The 19,304-nt window shown below is 52.1% G+C and carries 17 protein-coding genes; 8 read left to right on the forward strand and 9 right to left on the reverse strand.

Annotated features, from left to right (window positions below; all coding sequences use genetic code 11):
- Window positions 1-54: 54 nt before the first annotated feature.
- Entirely contained in the window at window positions 55-2,466 is a 2,412-nt protein-coding gene (locus QUF18_RS17825; protein WP_289388668.1) for a PIG-L family deacetylase, read from the reverse strand.
- Window positions 2,467-2,507: 41 nt separating this feature from the next.
- Window positions 2,508-3,722, reverse strand: coding sequence for an ROK family protein (locus tag QUF18_RS17830; protein WP_289388621.1), 1,215 nt, complete (start codon window positions 3,720-3,722; stop codon window positions 2,508-2,510).
- Window positions 3,723-4,019: 297 nt separating this feature from the next.
- Here QUF18_RS17830 and QUF18_RS17835 point away from each other — a divergent pair, with 297 nt between their 5' ends.
- The 6 genes from QUF18_RS17835 (at window position 4,020) to QUF18_RS17860 (ending at window position 10,738) form a co-directional block, all read left to right on the forward strand.
- Window positions 4,020-5,267 carry a sugar ABC transporter substrate-binding protein gene (locus QUF18_RS17835; protein WP_289388622.1) on the forward strand — a complete coding sequence of 416 codons (1,248 nt, stop codon included), beginning with the start codon at window positions 4,020-4,022 and terminating at the stop codon, window positions 5,265-5,267.
- Window positions 5,268-5,466: 199 nt separating this feature from the next.
- Entirely contained in the window at window positions 5,467-6,390 is a 924-nt protein-coding gene (locus QUF18_RS17840; RefSeq protein WP_289388623.1) for a carbohydrate ABC transporter permease, read from the forward strand.
- The gene (locus QUF18_RS17845) at window positions 6,387-7,238 is read left to right on the forward strand and encodes a carbohydrate ABC transporter permease (RefSeq protein ID WP_289388624.1); all 852 of its coding nucleotides are present in this window, start codon (window positions 6,387-6,389) and stop codon (window positions 7,236-7,238) included. The genes QUF18_RS17840 and QUF18_RS17845 overlap by 4 nt, the downstream gene beginning before the upstream one ends.
- 25 nt (window positions 7,239-7,263) lie before the next feature.
- Window positions 7,264-8,778 (forward strand): argininosuccinate lyase, encoded by a 1,515-nt coding sequence (gene argH / locus QUF18_RS17850; RefSeq protein ID WP_289388626.1) that lies wholly within the window; start codon window positions 7,264-7,266, stop codon window positions 8,776-8,778.
- On the forward strand, window positions 8,778-9,839 hold the full coding sequence (locus QUF18_RS17855) for an ABC transporter ATP-binding protein (protein ID WP_289388627.1): 1,062 nt from the start codon (window positions 8,778-8,780) through the stop codon (window positions 9,837-9,839). Before argH ends, QUF18_RS17855 begins: the two co-directional genes overlap by 1 nt.
- Window positions 9,836-10,738 carry a carbohydrate kinase family protein gene (locus QUF18_RS17860; protein ID WP_289388628.1) on the forward strand — a complete coding sequence of 301 codons (903 nt, stop codon included), beginning with the start codon at window positions 9,836-9,838 and terminating at the stop codon, window positions 10,736-10,738. The genes QUF18_RS17855 and QUF18_RS17860 overlap by 4 nt, the downstream gene beginning before the upstream one ends.
- Before the next feature lie 93 nt (window positions 10,739-10,831).
- On the opposite strand, the gene QUF18_RS17865 is transcribed toward QUF18_RS17860, so the two are convergent.
- On the reverse strand, window positions 10,832-11,590 hold the full coding sequence (locus QUF18_RS17865) for a gamma-glutamyl-gamma-aminobutyrate hydrolase family protein (RefSeq protein WP_289388630.1): 759 nt from the start codon (window positions 11,588-11,590) through the stop codon (window positions 10,832-10,834).
- 377 nt (window positions 11,591-11,967) lie between these two features.
- Between QUF18_RS17865 and QUF18_RS17870 the strand changes: the two genes are divergently transcribed.
- Window positions 11,968-12,222 carry a YjhX family toxin gene (locus QUF18_RS17870; RefSeq protein ID WP_289388632.1) on the forward strand — a complete coding sequence of 85 codons (255 nt, stop codon included), beginning with the start codon at window positions 11,968-11,970 and terminating at the stop codon, window positions 12,220-12,222.
- A 39-nt stretch (window positions 12,223-12,261) separates the two neighbouring features.
- Here QUF18_RS17870 and QUF18_RS17875 read toward each other — a convergent pair whose 3' ends face one another.
- From QUF18_RS17875 to lysA, 6 genes are all read right to left on the reverse strand, one after another.
- Window positions 12,262-12,951 (reverse strand): amino acid ABC transporter permease, encoded by a 690-nt coding sequence (locus QUF18_RS17875; protein ID WP_289388633.1) that lies wholly within the window; start codon window positions 12,949-12,951, stop codon window positions 12,262-12,264.
- 1 nt (window position 12,952) lies between these two features.
- Window positions 12,953-13,651 carry an amino acid ABC transporter permease gene (locus QUF18_RS17880; RefSeq protein WP_289388634.1) on the reverse strand — a complete coding sequence of 233 codons (699 nt, stop codon included), beginning with the start codon at window positions 13,649-13,651 and terminating at the stop codon, window positions 12,953-12,955.
- 140 nt (window positions 13,652-13,791) lie between these two features.
- Window positions 13,792-14,601, reverse strand: coding sequence for an ABC transporter substrate-binding protein (locus QUF18_RS17885; RefSeq protein ID WP_289388635.1), 810 nt, complete (start codon window positions 14,599-14,601; stop codon window positions 13,792-13,794).
- A 96-nt stretch (window positions 14,602-14,697) separates the two neighbouring features.
- Window positions 14,698-15,444 (reverse strand): amino acid ABC transporter ATP-binding protein, encoded by a 747-nt coding sequence (locus tag QUF18_RS17890; protein ID WP_289388636.1) that lies wholly within the window; start codon window positions 15,442-15,444, stop codon window positions 14,698-14,700.
- Window positions 15,445-15,613: 169 nt separating this feature from the next.
- A complete protein-coding gene (dapF, locus tag QUF18_RS17895) occupies window positions 15,614-16,501 on the reverse strand; it encodes a diaminopimelate epimerase (protein WP_289388637.1) in 888 nt (295 codons plus the stop codon).
- Window positions 16,502-16,690: 189 nt separating this feature from the next.
- The gene (lysA, locus tag QUF18_RS17900; RefSeq protein ID WP_289388638.1) at window positions 16,691-17,983 is read right to left on the reverse strand and encodes a diaminopimelate decarboxylase; all 1,293 of its coding nucleotides are present in this window, start codon (window positions 17,981-17,983) and stop codon (window positions 16,691-16,693) included.
- 256 nt (window positions 17,984-18,239) lie between these two features.
- On the opposite strand from lysA, the gene QUF18_RS17905 reads away from it, so the two are divergent.
- Complete coding sequence (locus tag QUF18_RS17905) at window positions 18,240-19,163, forward strand: LysR substrate-binding domain-containing protein (RefSeq protein WP_289388639.1); 924 nt, start codon at window positions 18,240-18,242, stop codon at window positions 19,161-19,163.
- Window positions 19,164-19,304 lie beyond the last annotated feature (141 nt).

Here is a 19,304-nt window from a genome sequence, read left to right on the forward strand (position 1 = left end):
TTTATTGTAGTCACCGGATTTGCACTAGACTGTCCTAAATATCAGACCAATGCTTTATTTAGCTTCCCCGCTCACCAGATTGGCCATCAGGCGGAATGCGCCTGCAACAAGCTTGTCCATCTGGTGATGCAACACAAGACTGGTATGCGTGTGCCGTCCTTTACCGATACGGGCAGAAAGCAAAGCTCCTGTTAAAGGCTGTTCATTGGCATCATGCATGGATAACAGCGGTTGATAGGCTTCATCCCATTGGGAAGCAAAATACAATCCGCGCTCTTTATTCCAGCCTTCCCAATCCTGAGCCGTGATCCGGTTCGGCCAATTGAGCAATTTATGTTCCGGCTCCAGCACAGTCACTGGCGCTGCGGGATCGGTCACCCGCCAGCGCAAAGACGGCGAGCCAATCTTTATATGCCGTGGCGGAGTAGCAGCGGATTTCCAGCCATCCATCGGGCGGTGATAAAGCGTCACCAGATGCCCGCCGTTTTCGACATAGTCATGCAGACGCGCTGTTGCCGCTGCCAGATCTGGCCTTAAACCGAAGGCAAAAATTCCGACAACAATGGTGGTGAAGTGCTGCAAGTCACCGGCCAGATGTTTCAGCTCCAGCTCAGTTACATCAAGCCCCATACGGCTCAGCCACAGGCCCACACGATCAGCCCCGCCGCCGATATAACCAATCCGCGCGCCTCGCGGCCGCTTCAGATCCAGCGCCAGAATATTGAGCACTTCCGGCTCGCGATAGATCACCTGCCCGATATGCGGATAGATGATCGGGGTCAGCCGCACAGCATCGCGACCGGCAATTTGCGCTTTCAACTGAAACAACCCTGCCGCCGGTTTTTCCGGTGCCTGAAGTTTTGCCGTGCCTTCATCCTGCACGACTGACCAACCACCATCGCTGATAAACCGCACAGGTTGCTGATCCCCGCTCACTGTCACATGCACCGGCCACTGCATTTGTGCAGCCTGATCCAGCGGCACAACCACCGCTTCCGGTTCGATTCGCACAGACTGGGCAGGCACCAGCGCAAAGTGTTCAGCGAGATCGAAATCTGCCTGAGCCTGATAGCCGGAGAATCGTGCCGTCACACGCACATAAAAATCACCATTACCGCCGAGCGCAGACCAAAATGGCCGGTAGAGCGGACTGAAAGCCGCATCTGCACCTGCCTTGACATCAAATGTTTGCCCTGAGGCGGACGGAACACCCATATAGGCCGTACAATGCTCCGGTAAAACCGGCTCAGCCTTTGCCTGATAGTGTGAACTCTGTTGTGAAAAACCAACCTTCAGCAAGGCCTCGCTGGCCGGTGATAAAACAGGCGGTATCAGTTCAGCCCCGTCAAAAATCGCTACGGCTTCAATCAGAGCATAATCAATTTCTGCTTTTTTGCGCTTTAAGCGATGCGCATGTCTTTCCAGAAACTCAACCGCTGAACTTGCAAGAACATCATCAATCTTTTGCGCAGCTGTCACCAAATGAGTAATAATTGCTTCCCTTGCAGGGTAAGCATCAAGAGCTGCATCAATAGCTTTTTGAGCATTCTGCAAAGCCTGCGCTATAGCGGCAGGCAAATCTGCTTCCGCAGCCAGATCACTTAAATTGACAGGCAGGTTCTCAAAAATGGAATTCTCTTCGCCTGCCTGTGCAGCCAGTAACAAATGCAGCGGCCATTCGGTTTTTGGCTGCTCCCTCCAATACCCCATCCCCTGAGATGCATGATAATAGCGCGACCATTCACCGATCCGGTCATAATCCGCACCCGTTGCAGGTTCACGCCCTTCAGCCCGCACAGTCAATGTTGTTTCCGGCGGCGGCACCTCATCATCATAGGTATCACCGCCCCCCGACCACGCAGGAAGATAATATTTTGCAACCTGCCAAGTTTTAAGCCCTTGCGCGAAATGCTCAGGAAAAGCCTGACTATCAGCAGCCAGCGTAATCGCTCGTTCCGCCGCCCGCGTCATCGCACGGTGATGACCGTGCTGCCCCGGAACATCCAGAAAAGTCGGAATAACAATATCAGGCCGCTCACTGCGATAAGCACGCACCAGACGCTCGACAATATGCTCCTCGCCCCAACGATCAAAAGTACGGTCACCGTCTTTGGAGAAGCCGAAATCATGCACCGCATCATCAGGCCCGTGACCAAGCCAGACAATGTCGCAGTCCAGTTCCCGTGCAGCTTCTTCCATTTCCCGCGAGCGCATCAGCCCCAGTGCACCACCGCGCTCCGGCCCCAAAGCATTCTGTCCGCCCTCGCCACGGGTAGAACAGCCAACAATCACCCGCATACCGGCACCGAACCGGAAGAAGGCCAGTAATCCGCTTTGTTCATCATCGGGATGCGCGCCGGTATTCATCATTGTCACAACCGAGCGTAACCGGCTTAATGCATGATGCAGACGGATCAGAGCCGGTGCTGATTTTTGCTTTTCTATTCTTTGACGGTCAGTTAGCATGGCAGTCAGCACGGTTCCTCCTCCCCTGCCTTCGCAGGTGATCAATCAGTCAGTGTATCCAGTTTCGGTGTCATTGCCTCAAACAAAGGCAGAGCGGCTGCGCCCAGCGCCGCTGTGTATTGGCCAGTCGCGCCGCGCACCACCCGCGGCAAAGCACGGCTGCGGCGACTGGCGACAGATATCGGCAATTGCCCCATACGGGCAATTAATCCGTCGATAAGTGCATCGGGCAGCATGCCGCTCAGAATAACGGTTTCCGGATCGAGAATATTTTCAATCATGGCAATCATCGGCGCGAGGTAGAGTGCAGCCTCATCCATCCACTCGATCAGAACCGGATGACGACTATCGTGCAACATCTGAAGGTCATCGAAATCCGTATGCATAACACCGGCTAAAACCAGCTTCTCACGCAGAACATGCAAGGAAGCATAGCGCTCCAGACAACCGCTTTGTCCGCAAGCACAGGCTTTGCCATTCGGCGCTACTACAATATGCCCGATTTCACCGGCATTGCCGAAAGCACCGCGAAACGGCACGCCATCCTGTATCAGCCCCAGACCAACACCGGCACCAAAATAGATCATCGCGAAAGACGAAATCGCATGGCCTGCACCGAACAAGCGCTCGCCAACGGCTGCAGCATTGGCATCATTTTCAACGGTAACGGTCTCACCGCAGGCTTCACTTAAAAGCGCTGCCGCATCCACATCTGACCAGCCGGGCAAAGTGGTCGGGCCAACAGAGGTCATGCCCTCAATATCAAACGGCCCCGGCATCACCACGCCGACACCCAACAGCGGTGCGGAAAACTTTGCTTTGACCGTATCCACCTCTATGCGCAGTAAATTGGATAGCGCAGCGGGGCTGGTATCCTGCACCGGCATGGTATGGCGGGAGCGGGGTTGCCCCGTCAGATCAAGCACGGTTGTCACCATATGATCCGATGCCATTTCGACGCCCATCGTCACCGCACCATCAGGATTAACCGCGAATTGTTTTGGCGGCTGACCACGTCTGGATTTGAGTCGTCCGGTCTCCATCAACAGGTTTTCGCAGACCAGTTCATCGACAATATTGGCAATCGCCTGAGCGGTCAGATGGGTCAGACGCGCAAGTTGCATACGCCCCAAAGAGCCATGCTGGCGCACACTATCCAACACCACGCGACGGTTATGATCGCGGATTCGCTCGGGGTTTTTGCCCAAAGTAATCAGTTGTGTGCCTGATTCTGTGCGTGTCGGCTGTTCGCCCATGCTGTTTTATCCTGCCCGTCTCAAAAAATGATAAGCTAGAGCTTTCATAACCGCAATATATTAACTCAAGTAAATTATCTTATTGACAAAACCCCACAAAATAGTGACCGTAAACAACAGATCTGCGGAGGAAAACGCAGCCGGAACTGCAACGGCTTTCAGACGAACGATAAACTCTGAAAGCCAAGGAGAACGGCATGCCCCAAAAAACCGGCACCGGTTTTGGATAAAGGTATGGATCATCAATGTTTTTTGCCTGACACCGGTAAAAGCCGGAGGCCTTAAGGGGAGGTTCACATGCGTAAATTGATATTGGCAGGTTTGGTTGCAGGTTTCAGCACCATGGCGTTTAACGCCGCACAGGCTGTTGAAATTGAATATTGGCAATATGTTTTTGAGTCCCGCGTTAAAGCGATGGATAAGCTGATCGAGAATTTCGAGAAAGCCAATCCGGACATCAAGGTCAAGCACACCACATTCCCTTATGATGACTATCAGACCCGCGTGATTGCGGCCAAAATGGCCGGCAACAGCCCTGATGTGATGCAACTTTTCTACGGCTGGCTCGACAAGTTCGTTGCCGGTGGCATTTTGCAGCCGCTGCCAACCGATACATTCCCGCATGATAAGATCGAGAGCGATTTCTTCCCGATCTCCAGCGCGATGAAGCGCGGCGATGATTATTATGGCCTGCCGACCGCTGTGCGTTCGCTGGCACTGTTCTACAACAAGAAGCTCTTTGAAGAAGCCGGTCTTGATCCGAAAAACCCGCCTAAAACACTGGATGAACTGGTTGCTGCTGCGGAAAAAACCGCAAAACGCGATGCAAACGGCAATCTGACCATTGCTGGTATCACTATGGATATGGCCGGTCAGGATCATCATTGGTGGCGTGAAGTTCTGATCCGTCAATATGGTGGCGTGCCTTACACTGACAATGACCGCAAAGTCGCTTATGATTCCGAAGCCGGTGAAAAGGCGCTGAAATTCTACACCGATCTGCAGACGGAAAAGAAAGTCGGCGAGCCGAAATTCATGGATGAAGGTCAGGCTGCTTTCCGCGCAGGCATGGCTGCTATGACTGTGGACGGTACATTCCGTCTTGGCGCATTCCGCACCATTAAAGACTTTGAATGGGGCGTCACCGAACTGCCTGCCAATGCCGACGGTGTGCGTTCAAACTATGCCAGCTACTTTGCTAACGGTATCGGCGCCAATGCTAAGGGCGAAAAGCTCGAAGCCGCCAAAAAATTCCTGAACTATATTTCCTCGCCGGAAGCGATGGAAATCTGGCTCAAGGAAGTTGGCGAACTGCCTGCCCGCCGCGCCGTTGCCCAGACCGAAGCTAATCTGTCTGACCCGATCTACGGCCCGTTCCTGAAAGGTCTGGATTATGCTCATACCACCATGTTTGTGGATGAGGCCGCCCAGCGCCAGACAGCTATGGATATGGTGAACCGCGTCATTCTGGAAAAACAGCCTGTGAAAGAGTCGCTGGCTGAAGCTGCCAAGGCTGAACAGACCATTATCGACGACGCTCAGTAAAATCTGATTATCCGCTGTACTACAATTCAATAGCAGTACAGCGGATTTTTGTTTCATCGCTAAGTCATGAAACTGCGGATGGCCGCCGCATAAAGCCGGAACCGGCTACGGCCTTTGATATTTGTTGATGCATATTTCCGGACAGAGCTGCAAATCAGTTTTGCCGGATATGCTCCCGTACCATAAGGTATTTCGCACCATGACTGTGACGGCTGCCCGCTCCGGTGAACCTTTCTGGAACCGCCTGCCCATGCGCACAAGGCGGCTCGTCTGGATATGGAGCTTTCTTGCCCTGCCAATTCTGTTTTATACGGTCATCCGCTTTTACCCCACGGTTGAAGCCTTCTGGCTGTCGCTAACCAATTGGGATCTGATGAAGCCGCCGAAATTTATCGGCCTTGCAAATTATCAGAAGCTCTTTGCCGATCCGCAGTTCTGGAAAATCTTCAAAAACACCTTCACCTATCTGATAATCGGCACACCGGTCAGCCTGTTTCTGGCTTTTGTGATTGCCTATTATCTCGATCGGGTGCGCTTCATGCACGGGCTGATCCGCGGATTGTATTTCCTGCCGTTTCTCACGACTGCTGCTGCAATGGGTTGGGTCTGGCGCTGGTTCTATCAGCCCGCGCCCATCGGCGTTATCAATAATATGCTCAGCAGCCTCGGCCTGCCACAGCAGACATTTCTGCGGTCTGTCGATCAGGCGCTCTATTCGATTATGGCGACATCCATCTGGGCGGGTCTTGGCTTCCAGATCATCATTTTCATGGCTGGTCTGCGCGCTATTCCCAACACCTATTATGAAGCCGCACGCATTGACGGCTTGGGTGACTGGGCGATCTTACGCAAAATCACCATACCATTGCTGAAACCGACAACCGTGTTTTTGGTCGTCTTCTCGTCTATCGGCTTCCTGCGCATTTTCGATCAGGTCTATAACATGACCACCTATGATCCGGGCGGCCCGCTTGGCTCCACCAAACCATTGGTGATGATGATCTATCAAACCGCCTTCTCGTCTTATGCCATGGGCTATGCCGCCGCACAGACTGTTGTGCTGTTCTCCATTCTGCTGGTTGTCTCACTGTTGCAACTGTGGGTTTTGAGGGAAAAGAAATGACCGCTGAAACCAAAACACCGGCACTCCCGTTTGCAAATATCCGGCCAGGCCGTGTCCTCACATGGACGCTGCTGTTTATCGGCGGCATCATCATGGTCACGCCGCTGGCCTATATGTTCTCGACCTCGTTCAAAACCGCCAGCCAAGTCTATGATCTGCGCCTGATACCGGCTGAACCGACAGTACAGAACTATGTGACCATTCTGGCGGATGGCCGCTTCCTGCGCTGGTTCTTCAACTCGATGTTCGTCGCAATTGTCGTCACATTATCCAATGTGTTTTTCGACAGTCTGGTCGGCTACACGCTGGCAAAGTTCCGGTTCCGTGGCCGTCATTTCATCTTCCTCGCCATTCTCTCAACCCTGATGATCCCGACCGAAATGCTGGTGATCCCATGGTATTTGATGTCGAGCAAACTCGGCTGGCTCGACAGCTATTGGGGCATCATGTTCCCGGGTATGATGACAGCGTTTGGTACCTTCCTGATGAAACAATTCTTTGAAGGCGTGCCAAATGACTTCCTCGAAGCTGCCCGTGTCGATGGTCTGAATGAATTCCAGATCTGGTGGAAAGTGGCTATGCCATTGGTCACTCCGGCATTGTCGGCTCTGGCAATTTTCACCTTCCTCGGCAACTGGACTGCCTTCTTCTGGCCGCTGATCGTCACCACCAGCAAGGAACTCTACACATTGCCTGTCGGGCTATCGAGTTTTGCGGTCGAGCAATCGATCCAGTGGGAAATGATTATGACCGGCGCCGCTATCGCCACCTTGCCAACCCTGCTCGTGTTCCTCGTGTTGCAGCGCTATATCGTGCGCGGCGTCATGCTGGCCGGACTTAAAGGGTAAGCCCCAAGGGATAAGGATTATTATAATGTCTGCAAACGATCCGCGCCTTGCCGATAAAAGCGTTTTCCCTGATCCGGTCTACAAAGAGACCGTGCTGAAACCGCTTTTTGACGGTGCTAAAACCCACCATGTAGAAAGCGTCCGCCGTATTGACCGCGCACATCTGGTTATGCTGACGGAAACCGGCATTCTCGACGAAAAACAGGCATCCGCAATCGCCGGTGCGCTGGAACAGATCGACCGTGATATTGATCCGGCATCGCTCACCTATACCGGTGAAGTCGAGGACTTCTTCTTCCTGATCGAGAAGGAATTGAAGTCCCGCCTCGGCGCAGATATTGCCGGTCGCCTGCACACCGCGCGTTCACGCAACGATATCGACCATACGCTGTTCAAACTCGGCCTCAAAGAGCATATTGATGTGCTGCTGGCCAAGTCCCGTCATCTGCTCAACGCCATGATCGAAACCGCAGACCGCGAACAGGCGACGCTGATCGTTGCCTATACACATGGTCAGCCTGCACAGCCTTCAACTTTCGGGCACTATCTGTCCGCAGCGATTGAAGTGCTGATCCGCGATATGCAGCGTTTTGCAACAGCGCGTGAAATCGTCAACCTGTCACCTATGGGCGCGGCAGCCATCACCACCTCAGGTTTTCCCATCGACCGCGCACGCGTAGCCGACCTGTTGGGCTTTGCCGCGCCTTTACGCAATTCTTACAGCTGTATCGCTGCATCGGATTACATCACCTCAACCTATTCCGCGATTGAGCTAATGTTTATCCATCTCGGCCGTCTCATTCAGGACTTTCAGTTCTGGACGAGCTTCGAGGTCGGTCAGATTTATGTGCCGAATGCCTTTGTGCAGATCTCCTCGATCATGCCGCAGAAACGCAATCCGGTGCCGATTGAGCATATGCGCCATCTGGCAAGCCAGACTATGGGTCGTGCCCGCACGGTGCTGGATGTGATCCATAATACGCCTTTCACCGATATGAATGACAGTGAAGGCGAAACGCAACAAATGGGTTATGAGGCCTTTGCTTCTGCCGGTCGTGTGCTTGATCTGCTGGCCGCCTTTGTGCAGGCCATCCGCATTGATCCCGCACGTGTTGCCGATAATATACGCCGCTCCTGCATCACTATTACCGAGCTGGCGGACTCGCTGGTGCGTATTGAAGACCTGTCCTTCCGTCAGGCGCATGAGATCGCTGCAACAGTGGCCAAAGCTGTTGTCGCGAAAGGTGGCGGTCTGGCACAAGACGGCTATGAGCCGTTTCTCGAAGCCTTCAAACATGCGGCAGGCAGAGACCCGTCTTTCAACCGCACAAAGTTTGAAGAGCTGGTTTCGCCGGAGCATTTTATCGCCGTGCGGGATCGTTTCGGCGGCCCTGCCCCTGAGCCAATGGCACAGGCACTGACAGCCTACCGCGATCAGGCCAATGCTTTTGCAAGCCTTGCAGACACACAAGCCGCAACTGAGGCCAAAGCCGCGCGCGCGCTCAATGATAAATTTCAGGCCTTAGTGGAGAAACGCTGATGGCAACAATCGAACTGAACAAGCTGGTCAAACGTTACGGCAAGGTTGAAGCCGTGCGCGGTATTGACCTGCAAATTGCCGATGGCGAATTCGTTGTATTTGTCGGCCCTTCCGGCTGCGGAAAATCCACGACGCTACGCATGATTGCCGGTCTGGAAGATATTTCCGGCGGCGAGCTGAAAATCGGCAATGAGGTCGTCAATGAGCGCGACCCGAAACAGCGCAATATCGCAATGGTGTTCCAGAATTATGCAATCTATCCGCATATGACTGTGCGCCAGAATATCGGCTTCGGCCTCTACACCTCCAAAACCTCCAATGCGGATAAGAATGCCCGCATTGAAGAAACTGCAAAAATTCTCGGCCTTGAGCCATATCTGGATCGCCGCCCTGCCGCACTTTCCGGCGGTCAGCGTCAGCGTGTTGCCATTGGCCGCGCGATGGTGCGCAATCCTTCTGCATTCCTGTTTGATGAGCCTCTGTCCAATCTTGACGCGCAATTACGCGCCCAGATGCGCATTGAGATCAAACGTTTGCATCAGCGCCTTAAAACCACAACCGTTTATGTGACCCACGATCAGGTCGAAGCCATGACCATGGCAGACCGTATTGTAGTGATGCGCGACGGACATATTCTGCAGACCGGCACGCCAACCGAGCTTTATGAAAAGCCGGTGGATGTCTTCACCGCCCGCTTTATCGGCAGTCCGTCGATGAATTTAGTATCGGGGAATTTGATTGCTGTGCACAATAACGGCAATAAGGTCGAATTGTCAGCGGAAGGCAATATTCTGGTCGGCATCCGTCCGCATGATCTCGTTGTTGTCACCAATGGTTCTGACAACGCAGCGGCTGGTGTTGAACTGACGGGGATTGTCACCGCAGCGGAACCGCTCGGGCCTGAAACGCTGGTGCATATTGATGTGCAAGGTACTTCTGTCATTGCAACAGCATCGGGCAAATTCATACCGGCTATCGGCAGCACACTAACCGCACGCGCAGGTACGGGCAGCCTCTATCTGTTTGACAAGACAACAGAGAAAAGTCTGGGTCGTTTATGAGTTTGAATGATGCTCAGCGTCCGGCTGTCCTCAGCATCGGGCGGATTTATTGTGATCTGATTTTTACCGGTCTGGCAGCTTTGCCGGAACCGGGACGTGAAGTCTTTGCTGATGATATGAAAATGGCTGCCGGTGGTGGTGCCTATATCACCGCCGCGCATCTGGCGCATACCGGTCGCGCAACGGCACTTGTTGCACGGCTCGGGCTGGATGCACTATCGGCAGGTCTGGCACCGGAGCTGGAAGCAACTGGCATTGATCTGCAATTTCTCGAGCGTTCAAAAGATGCGGGGCCGCAGGTGACTGTTGCCAGCGTGATCGGCAATGATCGTGCCTTCCTGTCGCGCCGTGCAGGCACAGCACTTCCTGCCACGCTTGACGCGGCCCTCAACTGGGCACAGGCAGGCCATCTGCATATTGCGGAATATGCAACACTGCATGAAATTCCCGATCTTGTGCGCCGTGCCAAGACACAAGGTCTGACGGTATCGCTCGATCCGAGCTGGGATGAAACCCTGATCTATGATCCGGCACTTCTCAAAGCTTGCGCGGGAGTTGATATTTTCCTGCCCAATAAAGAAGAAGCACTGGCCATTACCGGCTTTGAAGACCCGCAAACCGCTCTCGATAAGCTCGTGGAAACCTTTCCTGTCACAGTGCTGAAAGGTGGCGCAGAAGGTGCATGGTTGCGCTCAAAAGAGCATAACCTCCATGCCAAAGCCGAGAATGTACCGGTTATTGATACCACAGGCGCAGGTGATGCGTTTAATGCCGGTTTCATTAATGCATGGCTATCAGGTGCAGATGCACAAGCCGCTCTCAATGCCGGTATTCAGGCCGGCAGTCTCACTGTGCAAGCGGCTGGCGGCACATCAATCCTCTTGAAAAACAAGAGTTAAAGCGCCCGCATCAAAAGGCAAAGATACGTCGAAACAGTAAACGCCCCGTATGACACACATACGGGGCGTTTATTTTAACAGAGCAAACTATAATCACCGATTATGATAGGCTTCGGCGGCAGCACAGAAAGCTGTTAGCAGATGCACATCGCCTTCCATCTGCTTATATTCCGGATGCCACTGCACGCCGATAGCAAAGCTCTTACCGGTATGCTCAATCGCTTCGATCACGCCGTCTTCAGCCGTTGCTGTCACACGCATCGGTGCTTTAACCGTGCGCACGGACTGGTGATGCGAGCTGTTCACATGCTGAGCGGTTGTGCCAACCAGTTTGGCAAGCAGGCTGTCTTGTTCAATCGCGATACTGTGTCCTGCACGTTCCTTGCCATCGGCGTTCTCTGTATCTTTGGAAACCGAATGTTCCATTGCACCCAAGACTTCATCCGGAATATGTTGCACCAGCGTACCACCAGCGATAACAGCCAATAGCTGATGCCCGCCGCAAATCCCCAGCACCGGCATGTCACGCTCAAGTGCACCGCGCAGAACAGCAGCCTCAAATTTTGTCCGCGCTGGTTTCAGACGAATGGTATCGGTGCGGGCTTCCTCGCCAAACATGGCAGGCGGCACATCAAAGGCACCGCCGGTTACAACCAGCCCGTCAATCATATTCAGATAGTTCTCTGCCAATTCTGCCAGATGCGGCAGAGCAATCGGCACAGCTCCCGCCTCTTCAAGGCAGGACAAATAATTCTGACGGATGGCATACCAAGGGGAATCCGAAAAGCCACCGCCTTCCTCACTGTCGAGTGTCACACCGATGATCGGACGAAAGAGTTTATGCTGTGTCATTGTGCTGTGCTTTTGCTCTGAAACAATAAATATTAGGGCTGAATGAATAGGGTCTCTCGTTGAAAAACAAGCGCTATTATCATCTGGGATGATGCAATTTTTCGATCACTATTTGCCTGCTTACAGCAGATAACATCCTTGTTTTTACCACATTGCATGCGTATATCTTTAAGAGTTGTTCAAAGGAGATTTATGCGCAGCATTCTTTATCGTTGATCCTCTGCTGAGGCAGAGCGGCCTGTAACAAAACAGGCACCAACGGCTTGCGCCAAAATTTATCTCCTTTTCAGGACAATTCCCATGACTATCCAAAGCATGCTGCCACGCAGACGTGGCTGCTACACGCTGTTTTTCCGTTTCAAACGACGGAGACAGCCATGAATATTTCCCGTTTTGAACGCCGCATCCTCGACATGCTTGCCAAAGGCGGCAGGATTGAACCGGAGAAAGATGACAAGGGCAAAATCATTGATGTCGATTTCATCTCCCGCGAAGGCTGGTTTCTTGATGGTACGGACTTGCAGACCTTCAAAAGACTACGCACCAAAAAGCTGATTGCTTCATTTAACGGCAGCGCTTACCGCATTTCTAAACACGGCATTGCGAGCCTGCAAATAGCCCGCAATGCATAAGCTAAAAGCGCAGCATCTTCCGATGCTGCGCTTTTGTTTTTAGTCTAACGACAGGCGCTGCGAGCCGCTGATCTTGTTCTCCGCCCATTTTGAAAATTTGAGGATCGGGTAACAATAGATAAAGTAGACCAGTGCAATCAGCCCGTAGATGAACAATACATCACGCGGGAAGCGCAGCATCGACACCTCTCCTTGGCGGGTCAGTTCTGCTATACCGATCACCGAGAGAATGGCGGTGCTTTTGATGATAATCACGTAGACGCTGCTCATCGGCGCGATTGTCAGCTTCAGTGCCTGAGGCAAAATCACATGCCACAATTTCTGCAACTGGCTCATGCCGACCGCTGTTGCGGCTTCCCACTGGCCACGCGGCACCGCATCAATCGCGCTGCTGACAATCTCCGACACATAGCAGGATGTATAAAGCGACAGCGCTACGAAAGCGGCAGTGCTGGAATCCCAGCTCAGCCATTCAATACCGGTATTCGGCAGCACGAAGTAAAACACATAGAGCTGCACCAAAAACGGAGTGCCACGCAAGATATGCACATAACCGCCAAAGATTTGCGTCAATATGGGAATACGATAACTGCGGATAATACCAATGACCGTGCCGATCAGCGAGCCCGCGATAATTGCGACCAATGAGACTGTGAAAGTCTCTTTAAACCCCTGCCAGAGAAACGGCATCACCGAGACTGTAAGCTTCCAATAATATTCAAACATCATTTTAGCCTTTCGCCGCCCAGGCAGGACCTGCCAGCTTTTTCTTCACATGATGTGAGAGGAACAGCATTACACAATAGATGGCGAGATATCCGGCAGCGATTGTCAGAAAGCTCTCATTCGGGCGCACACGCTCGCTATTGAGCAGCAAACCGGCACTGGTAAATTCAAAGACAGTAATCAGTGACAGCAGCGAGGTATCTTTAATCAGCACCGCCGTTTGTCCCAGCACCGGCGGGATCACATTGGCGAAAGCCTGCGGCAGCACAATATGGATCAAACGCTGCCCGTAACTCATCCCGACAGCTTTGGCAGCTTCAACTTGACCACGCGGAACAGAACCGATGCCGGTACGAATGATCTCGGACATATAGGGTGTGCAGTTAATCACCAATGCCGCAATGCCAAGCCACATCTCCGGCCATTTGGCGGTGAAAGGCAGCAAGACCGGCAGACCGAAATAAACCAGATAAATCTGCACCAGCAGTGGCGTTGAGCGGATGAATGTCACATAGGCCTGAATCAAGTTCCGCAGCACTTTCCACTGCGTGAACATAATAATCGCCATGATCGTGCCAAGCACAAAAGACAGCACAAAACTCACGCCCGTTGCAATCAGCGTATTGCCCAAACCTTCGGCAAAACGATCCAGATATTGCGCAACAATGCGGTAATTAAAATAGTCGAGAATAAATGATGACATTATGCGATCCCGAATATTTTGCGGTCACATCTGTTCAGTGCAGTGCCGCAAAATAGTTTCAAGTCATGCTGAAAACATAAACCGTGTCTCAGACAAAAACTCTCCGCCTGCAAATTCAGCAGGCAGAGAATATTGCATTGTTATTTATGGTCTTTTTCCCAGTCAGTGGTATTCCACCAATAATTGACCATCTGATCGAGACGCTTGTCAGAGGTAATCAGCTCCACATAATTGTCGAGCCAGAGTTTCAAATGCACTTCGTCCGGACGCACGGCAAAAGCCAGCGGGTTCTTGACGATAATACCGTCCAGAATTTTCAGATTGCCGAATTCATTAACGAAATTGGTGACATTACCAAGATCGGAAACTGTTGCATCAATACGACCGGCAGAGAGCGCCTGCGCAACCGCAGCGGTCCCGCCGGTAAACTCTTTCAGGGTTGCTTTCGGCATAAATTTCTTGATGGCTTCACTATAGGAACTGGCCTGTGTGGAGCCGATATTCAGACCTTCCTGATTGAGGTCCTCCCATTTAGCCAGCGGTGAATCATTCTTCACCACCGCAACGGTTTCCTCGTAGAACATCGGACGGGAGAACAGCAACTGCGCTGCGCGCTGCGGGGTCGGCGTCATATCCGCGGCAATCATATCCACTTTGCCTGCCAGCAATGCCGGAATAAGCCCCTTCCAGTCATAATCCTGAAACACAACTTTAACGCCGAGGTCTTCACCCATCATACGGGCAAGTTCCACAGCCAGACCAGTCTGTTTGCCGTCTTTATTGATAAAGCTAACCGGCGCACCCTGTGTCTGCACAGCCACACGCAGCTCACCGCGCTTCAGAATTTCTTCCATGGCGCCTGCTTTGGCAGTGTTTGCAGTACCCGCAGACAAAGCTGCAACGCCTGCCAGCATTCCGATGGATAATGCAATTTTCTTCAAAAACTTCATAATGTTCTCCTCGTTATTATATGAATTTACCCTTGTTTATCAGGCATTTATTTCCGGTGTATTCCAACAGGCATCCCCCATGCCTGTATCTCTTTTTTACAGAACCTGTTCGAGAAAATGCCGTGTGCGTTGATGCTCGGGCTTTGAAAACAACACATCTGGCGTGCCGGTCTCGACAATCTGCCCCTCATCCATGAAAATCACACGGTCGGCCACTTCACGGGCGAAACCCATTTCATGGGTTACCACAACCATAGTCATGCCGGATTTTGCCAGCTCTTTCATCAGATCGAGAATACCGCCAACCATTTCAGGATCGAGCGCTGATGTTGCTTCATCAAACAACATGACTTTCGGGTTCATCGCCAGCGCACGGGCAATTGCCACACGCTGCTGCTGGCCACCGGAAAGCTGGCTCGGATAGTGGCCTGCTCGCTCGGCAATGCCAACACGCGCCAGCATATCCTGTGCAATTTTTACAGCTTCCGCTTTGGAGCGTTTCAGCACCACGGTCTGCGGCAGAACCACATTTTCCAATGCGGTTTTATGCTGAAACAGATTGAAATGCTGAAACACCATGCCAATCTCAGAGCGGGCATGATTGAGATCGGTTTTAGGATCAGAGATCGTCAGATTATTGACGCTGATTGTTCCGCTATCAATTGCTTCCAATGCATTGAGCGTCCGCAGCAAAGTGCTTTTTCCGGAACCCGACGGGCCGATAATGACCAGAACCTCGCCTTTTTCTACAGAGAAAGACACATCACCGAGCGCACGATGCGCTTTGCCATTGCCGGTCGCAGGATAGGTTTTGCTAACATGCTCAACGGATATAAAAGTCATTATTCCCCCCCTCTCAAGCAGTTTCAAGAAAAATGGATACCGCCTTCGCGGGGAAATCAATTCACCGAATTGATTTCTAATCCCGCTTCGATCCGTCCGAAACTGCGTAATAATCAGACCTTAACGCTGTCTCTTGCGGACAGTTCTCGTTAAAACTTATAAAATTGCTCTATCTTCCGTCTGGCAAAAATCCGTAAAATGCGACAGCGACATCCCCCGTCAGAATGATCCTATCATCCGCACATAATGCAACCTGTAAAGCCCCGCCCGGCATGAACACACGGAAATTTTTCTGATTTGTCCGCCCGCTGCGCACAGCCGCAACAGCTGCTGCACAGGCACCGCTGCCACAGGCTTGCGTGAGAATCCCCGGGCGTTCATAAACGACCAGTTTCAACTGTGTTTCATTCTCGTCAGTTGACAGAAGCTGTGCCACCCCAATATTCGCCTGCTCTGGCAAATAGGTGCTGTTTTGCACAATAGCGGCCTCACGAGGCACATCCACCGCATCATAATCCGGCACAAAATAGACCAGATGCGGATTGCCCATATTCACGGCAAAAGGCTCAGATAACAGGCCATGATTGAGACTGCCCGCATGGCTTTTCAGCGGCCCCGCCAAAGGAATAGCCTGCCAGTCAGTGACAGCAGGTTCCAGATACAGGCTGACGCGTGGTGTGCCATTTTCAGTATCTGCCATACGGGCTTCAATCCGCCCGCCAAGTGTCTCTAAAATAACGGAAGTTTTGCGCGCTTCCTGCATCCACAGGAAAGCCGCACAACGCGTGGCATTAAAACAGGTCTGCGCTTCAGCACCATCTACATTATAGATGCGCATTCGCACATCGGCACCGGCATTTTGTGGCACTTCCAGCACCAGAAGCTGATCGCCGCCGACACCACGGTGCCGGTCGCAAATTTGCGTAATATATGCCGCTTGCGGCCGGAAAACTTTCGTCCGTCCGTCAACCAGCACAAAATCATTGCCCAGCCCGTGGGTTTTGATGAAAAAAGTTCCGGCGGCATCTCCCTGCACCGCTTCGGAATATGGCCCCATATGTCCCCCTCCCTTCGGGTTATCTTAATGACAACCTCAGGAAACGGCCTCCCAACCGTTCCCTTGATTTAAGAGCGCGACCTTAAAGATCGCGCGCTTGCTATTCCTCTGGCGCGATCAAAGATCACGCACATCATCTGCTTTCTGGCGCGATCAAAGATCACGCACATCCTGTGTTCTCTGGCGCGATCAAAGATCGCGCTCAAGCATCAATGCATCTTCAACCGTCCACTGACGGCGTACCAGCTTGAATGTATCGCCCTGAACCAGCACTTCCTGAATAAGCGGACGCGCATTGTAGGTGGATGACATTGTTGCACCATAGGCACCGGCCACGCCGAGCATCACCAGATCGCCACGCTCCAGCGCTGGCAAGCGGTCAAATTCACCAAATGTATCCGAGCTTTCACAAACAGGACCAACCAGATTAACCGGCAGGGTCTCTGCATCTGCTGCCGGTTCGCGCACCGGCCAGACCGGATGCACGGCATCATAAAGTGCCGGACGCATCAGATCATTCATCGCTGCATCAACGATGGAGAATTTGGCATTGCCCTGATTTTTGCCATAGAGCACTTTGGTCACCAGCGCACCGGCTTCCGCAATGATGAAGCGACCCGGTTCCATGGTCAGTTCGCAATCAATATCGCCGAGCGTTTCACGCAATGTCTGAGCATAGGCATCAACATCCATACCGGCGGAACCGTCATAGGACACACCGAGACCACCACCAAGATCGAGACGGGAAATTGTCAGGCCTTTGGCGCGGATTGCTTTCGTCAGCTGTGCCAGACGCTCAAAAGTCTGACGGAACGGCGTAACATCGGTAATCTGCGAACCGATATGAACGGCAATGCCAACCACATTGATTTCTTTGCGCGCAGAAGCCACTGCATAGGTGTTCAGCGCATCAGCATAGGCAATACCGAATTTATTCTTGCTGGTGCCGGTGGTGATCTTCGGATGAGTCAGTGCATCCACATCAGGATTGATGCGCAGCACAACAGTCGCTACTTTTTTCAGCTTGAGTGCAACGCGGGAAATCGCATCCAGTTCTTCAATGGATTCAATGTTCAGCTGATGCACACCGGCTGTCAAAGCCGCAGCAATTTCCTCATCGGTTTTACCAACGCCTGAGAACACGATTTTATTTGCAGGCGAACCGGCTGCCAGTGCACGGTGCATTTCACCGCCCGACACGATATCCATGCCGCAGCCTTCTTCAACCAGAAGAGACAGCAGTGACAAGTTATTATTGGCTTTTACCGCATAGCAGACCTGTACATTCAGACCATCCAGCGCCGCACGCAATTGCGCCACACGTTCACGTACCGCAGTGGCAGAATAAACATAAAACGGCGTTCCATATTTTTCCGCAATCGCAGAAACAGCAACATTTTCAACAGTTAAAACACCATTTTTATAACCGAAATGCGCGACATGCGGACGTGAGAACTCAGTGGTCATTCTACCCTCAAACATTCAAAGCGGAATCCTGCTGGCAAACCGCTCTATCATTACTAGAGCGCATTCCGAAAAATGTGGACGGTTTTCGGGGTAAAATGCGCGTAAAAACAAAAAATAGAGCGGTTTCAACGATTCAACATTAACTGAAACCGCTCTATTGCCAAACTAGCAGACGCCTTCCTGCGGTCAAATTCATAATAATTCCTTTATTATTCATTTTCGATATGCTTTATATCTGCGAATAAGCCGTCATTCTAAAAGGGGAAAATTCATGCGTCTGACCCATCGCCAGCTGGAAATTTTTCAATCGCTGATGCAGACGCTGAATGTCACCGAAACGGCTGATCATCTCGGTTCCTCCCAGCCGACCATCAGCCGTGAGCTGAAAGATCTCGAAGCGACGCTCGGTTTCACACTATTCCACCGCGATAACCGCCGCCTGAAGCCGACACAACAGGCGGCAGCGCTCAATGTGATTGTGCAGCGCTCATTTGTGAGTATTGAAGAAATCGCGCGCACCGCACGCGCTATTCGCGGCGATAATTTACAGCGTGTGTCCGTTGCCTGTCTGCCTGCCTATGCCCATGCGATTATTCCGCAGGCTACCAAATTGTTTCTCAATCAACATCCGCAGGCCTCCGTTAAAATTCACTCGCTGGAAGAAAGCGCGCTGACCCGCGACCTGCTCAGCAAGTTTTTTGATGTCGGTATGGTTGAGGGCAATATTAATCTCAGTGCCTCGGCCACACGGGAAATCTACACCGGCGATCTGTTATGCATTATGCCTGCGGGCCATCCGCTGGCAGACTATGACATGCTCGATATTGAACAATTCTCCGGCCATAATTTCATTTATTATGCCGATGAAGATTACTACCGCCGTCAGGTTGATCAATGGTTTAATAATGCTGGTATCAACCGCAAGCTGACGATCGAGGCAACGACTGCCTCCTCCATCAGCTCGCTGGTGGCCGCAGGCATCGGCATCTCGGTGATTAATCCGCTCAGCGCATTGGCCTTTGAGGGCGAAAACCTGCTGATCCGGCCAATCCGTCATTCCATTCCCTATAATGTCAATGTCTGGCAACCGGAAGATCTGCGTCGCGGCGCATTGGGGGCTGAATTCGTGCAATCCATCGTCAGCGCCGTAGACGAGCATGTGGTAAAGCTCAAAAACCGCAATCTCTGCGCCTGACGTTTCAGCGTTGAAATAATATTCTCAGGAAACCACATCTGAGAGAAAACAAAGCCGGACAGTTCTGTTTTTCCTGCTGTTGTCTGCTTTCCTGTTTAAAAACAGAACTCTATAGTGCGGAAAACTAACTTTGATTAGCAT

Origin of the sequence: Pseudochrobactrum kiredjianiae (assembly GCF_030362795.1) — a bacterium.
In the GTDB taxonomy this organism is placed as follows: Bacteria; Pseudomonadota; Alphaproteobacteria; order Rhizobiales; family Rhizobiaceae; genus Pseudochrobactrum; species Pseudochrobactrum kiredjianiae.

Coding starts and splice junctions, on each gene's coding strand:
- QUF18_RS17835 (WP_289388622.1), top strand. CDS start 4,020: ATGCGTAAATTGATATTGGCAGGTTTGGTTGCAGGTTTCAGCACCATG.
- dapF (WP_289388637.1), bottom strand. CDS start 16,501: ATGGGGCCATATTCCGAAGCGGTGCAGGGAGATGCCGCCGGAACTTTT.
- QUF18_RS17840 (WP_289388623.1), top strand. CDS start 5,467: ATGACTGTGACGGCTGCCCGCTCCGGTGAACCTTTCTGGAACCGCCTG.
- QUF18_RS17875 (WP_289388633.1), bottom strand. CDS start 12,951: ATGATGTTTGAATATTATTGGAAGCTTACAGTCTCGGTGATGCCGTTT.
- QUF18_RS17905 (WP_289388639.1), top strand. CDS start 18,240: ATGCGTCTGACCCATCGCCAGCTGGAAATTTTTCAATCGCTGATGCAG.
- QUF18_RS17870 (WP_289388632.1), top strand. CDS start 11,968: ATGAATATTTCCCGTTTTGAACGCCGCATCCTCGACATGCTTGCCAAA.
- QUF18_RS17880 (WP_289388634.1), bottom strand. CDS start 13,651: ATGTCATCATTTATTCTCGACTATTTTAATTACCGCATTGTTGCGCAA.
- QUF18_RS17885 (WP_289388635.1), bottom strand. CDS start 14,601: ATGAAGTTTTTGAAGAAAATTGCATTATCCATCGGAATGCTGGCAGGC.
- QUF18_RS17855 (WP_289388627.1), top strand. CDS start 8,778: ATGGCAACAATCGAACTGAACAAGCTGGTCAAACGTTACGGCAAGGTT.
- QUF18_RS17865 (WP_289388630.1), bottom strand. CDS start 11,590: ATGACACAGCATAAACTCTTTCGTCCGATCATCGGTGTGACACTCGAC.
- QUF18_RS17845 (WP_289388624.1), top strand. CDS start 6,387: ATGACCGCTGAAACCAAAACACCGGCACTCCCGTTTGCAAATATCCGG.
- QUF18_RS17830 (WP_289388621.1), bottom strand. CDS start 3,722: ATGGGCGAACAGCCGACACGCACAGAATCAGGCACACAACTGATTACT.
- lysA (WP_289388638.1), bottom strand. CDS start 17,983: ATGTTTGAGGGTAGAATGACCACTGAGTTCTCACGTCCGCATGTCGCG.
- QUF18_RS17825 (WP_289388668.1), bottom strand. CDS start 2,466: ATGCTAACTGACCGTCAAAGAATAGAAAAGCAAAAATCAGCACCGGCT.
- QUF18_RS17860 (WP_289388628.1), top strand. CDS start 9,836: ATGAGTTTGAATGATGCTCAGCGTCCGGCTGTCCTCAGCATCGGGCGG.
- argH (WP_289388626.1), top strand. CDS start 7,264: ATGTCTGCAAACGATCCGCGCCTTGCCGATAAAAGCGTTTTCCCTGAT.
- QUF18_RS17890 (WP_289388636.1), bottom strand. CDS start 15,444: ATGACTTTTATATCCGTTGAGCATGTTAGCAAAACCTATCCTGCGACC.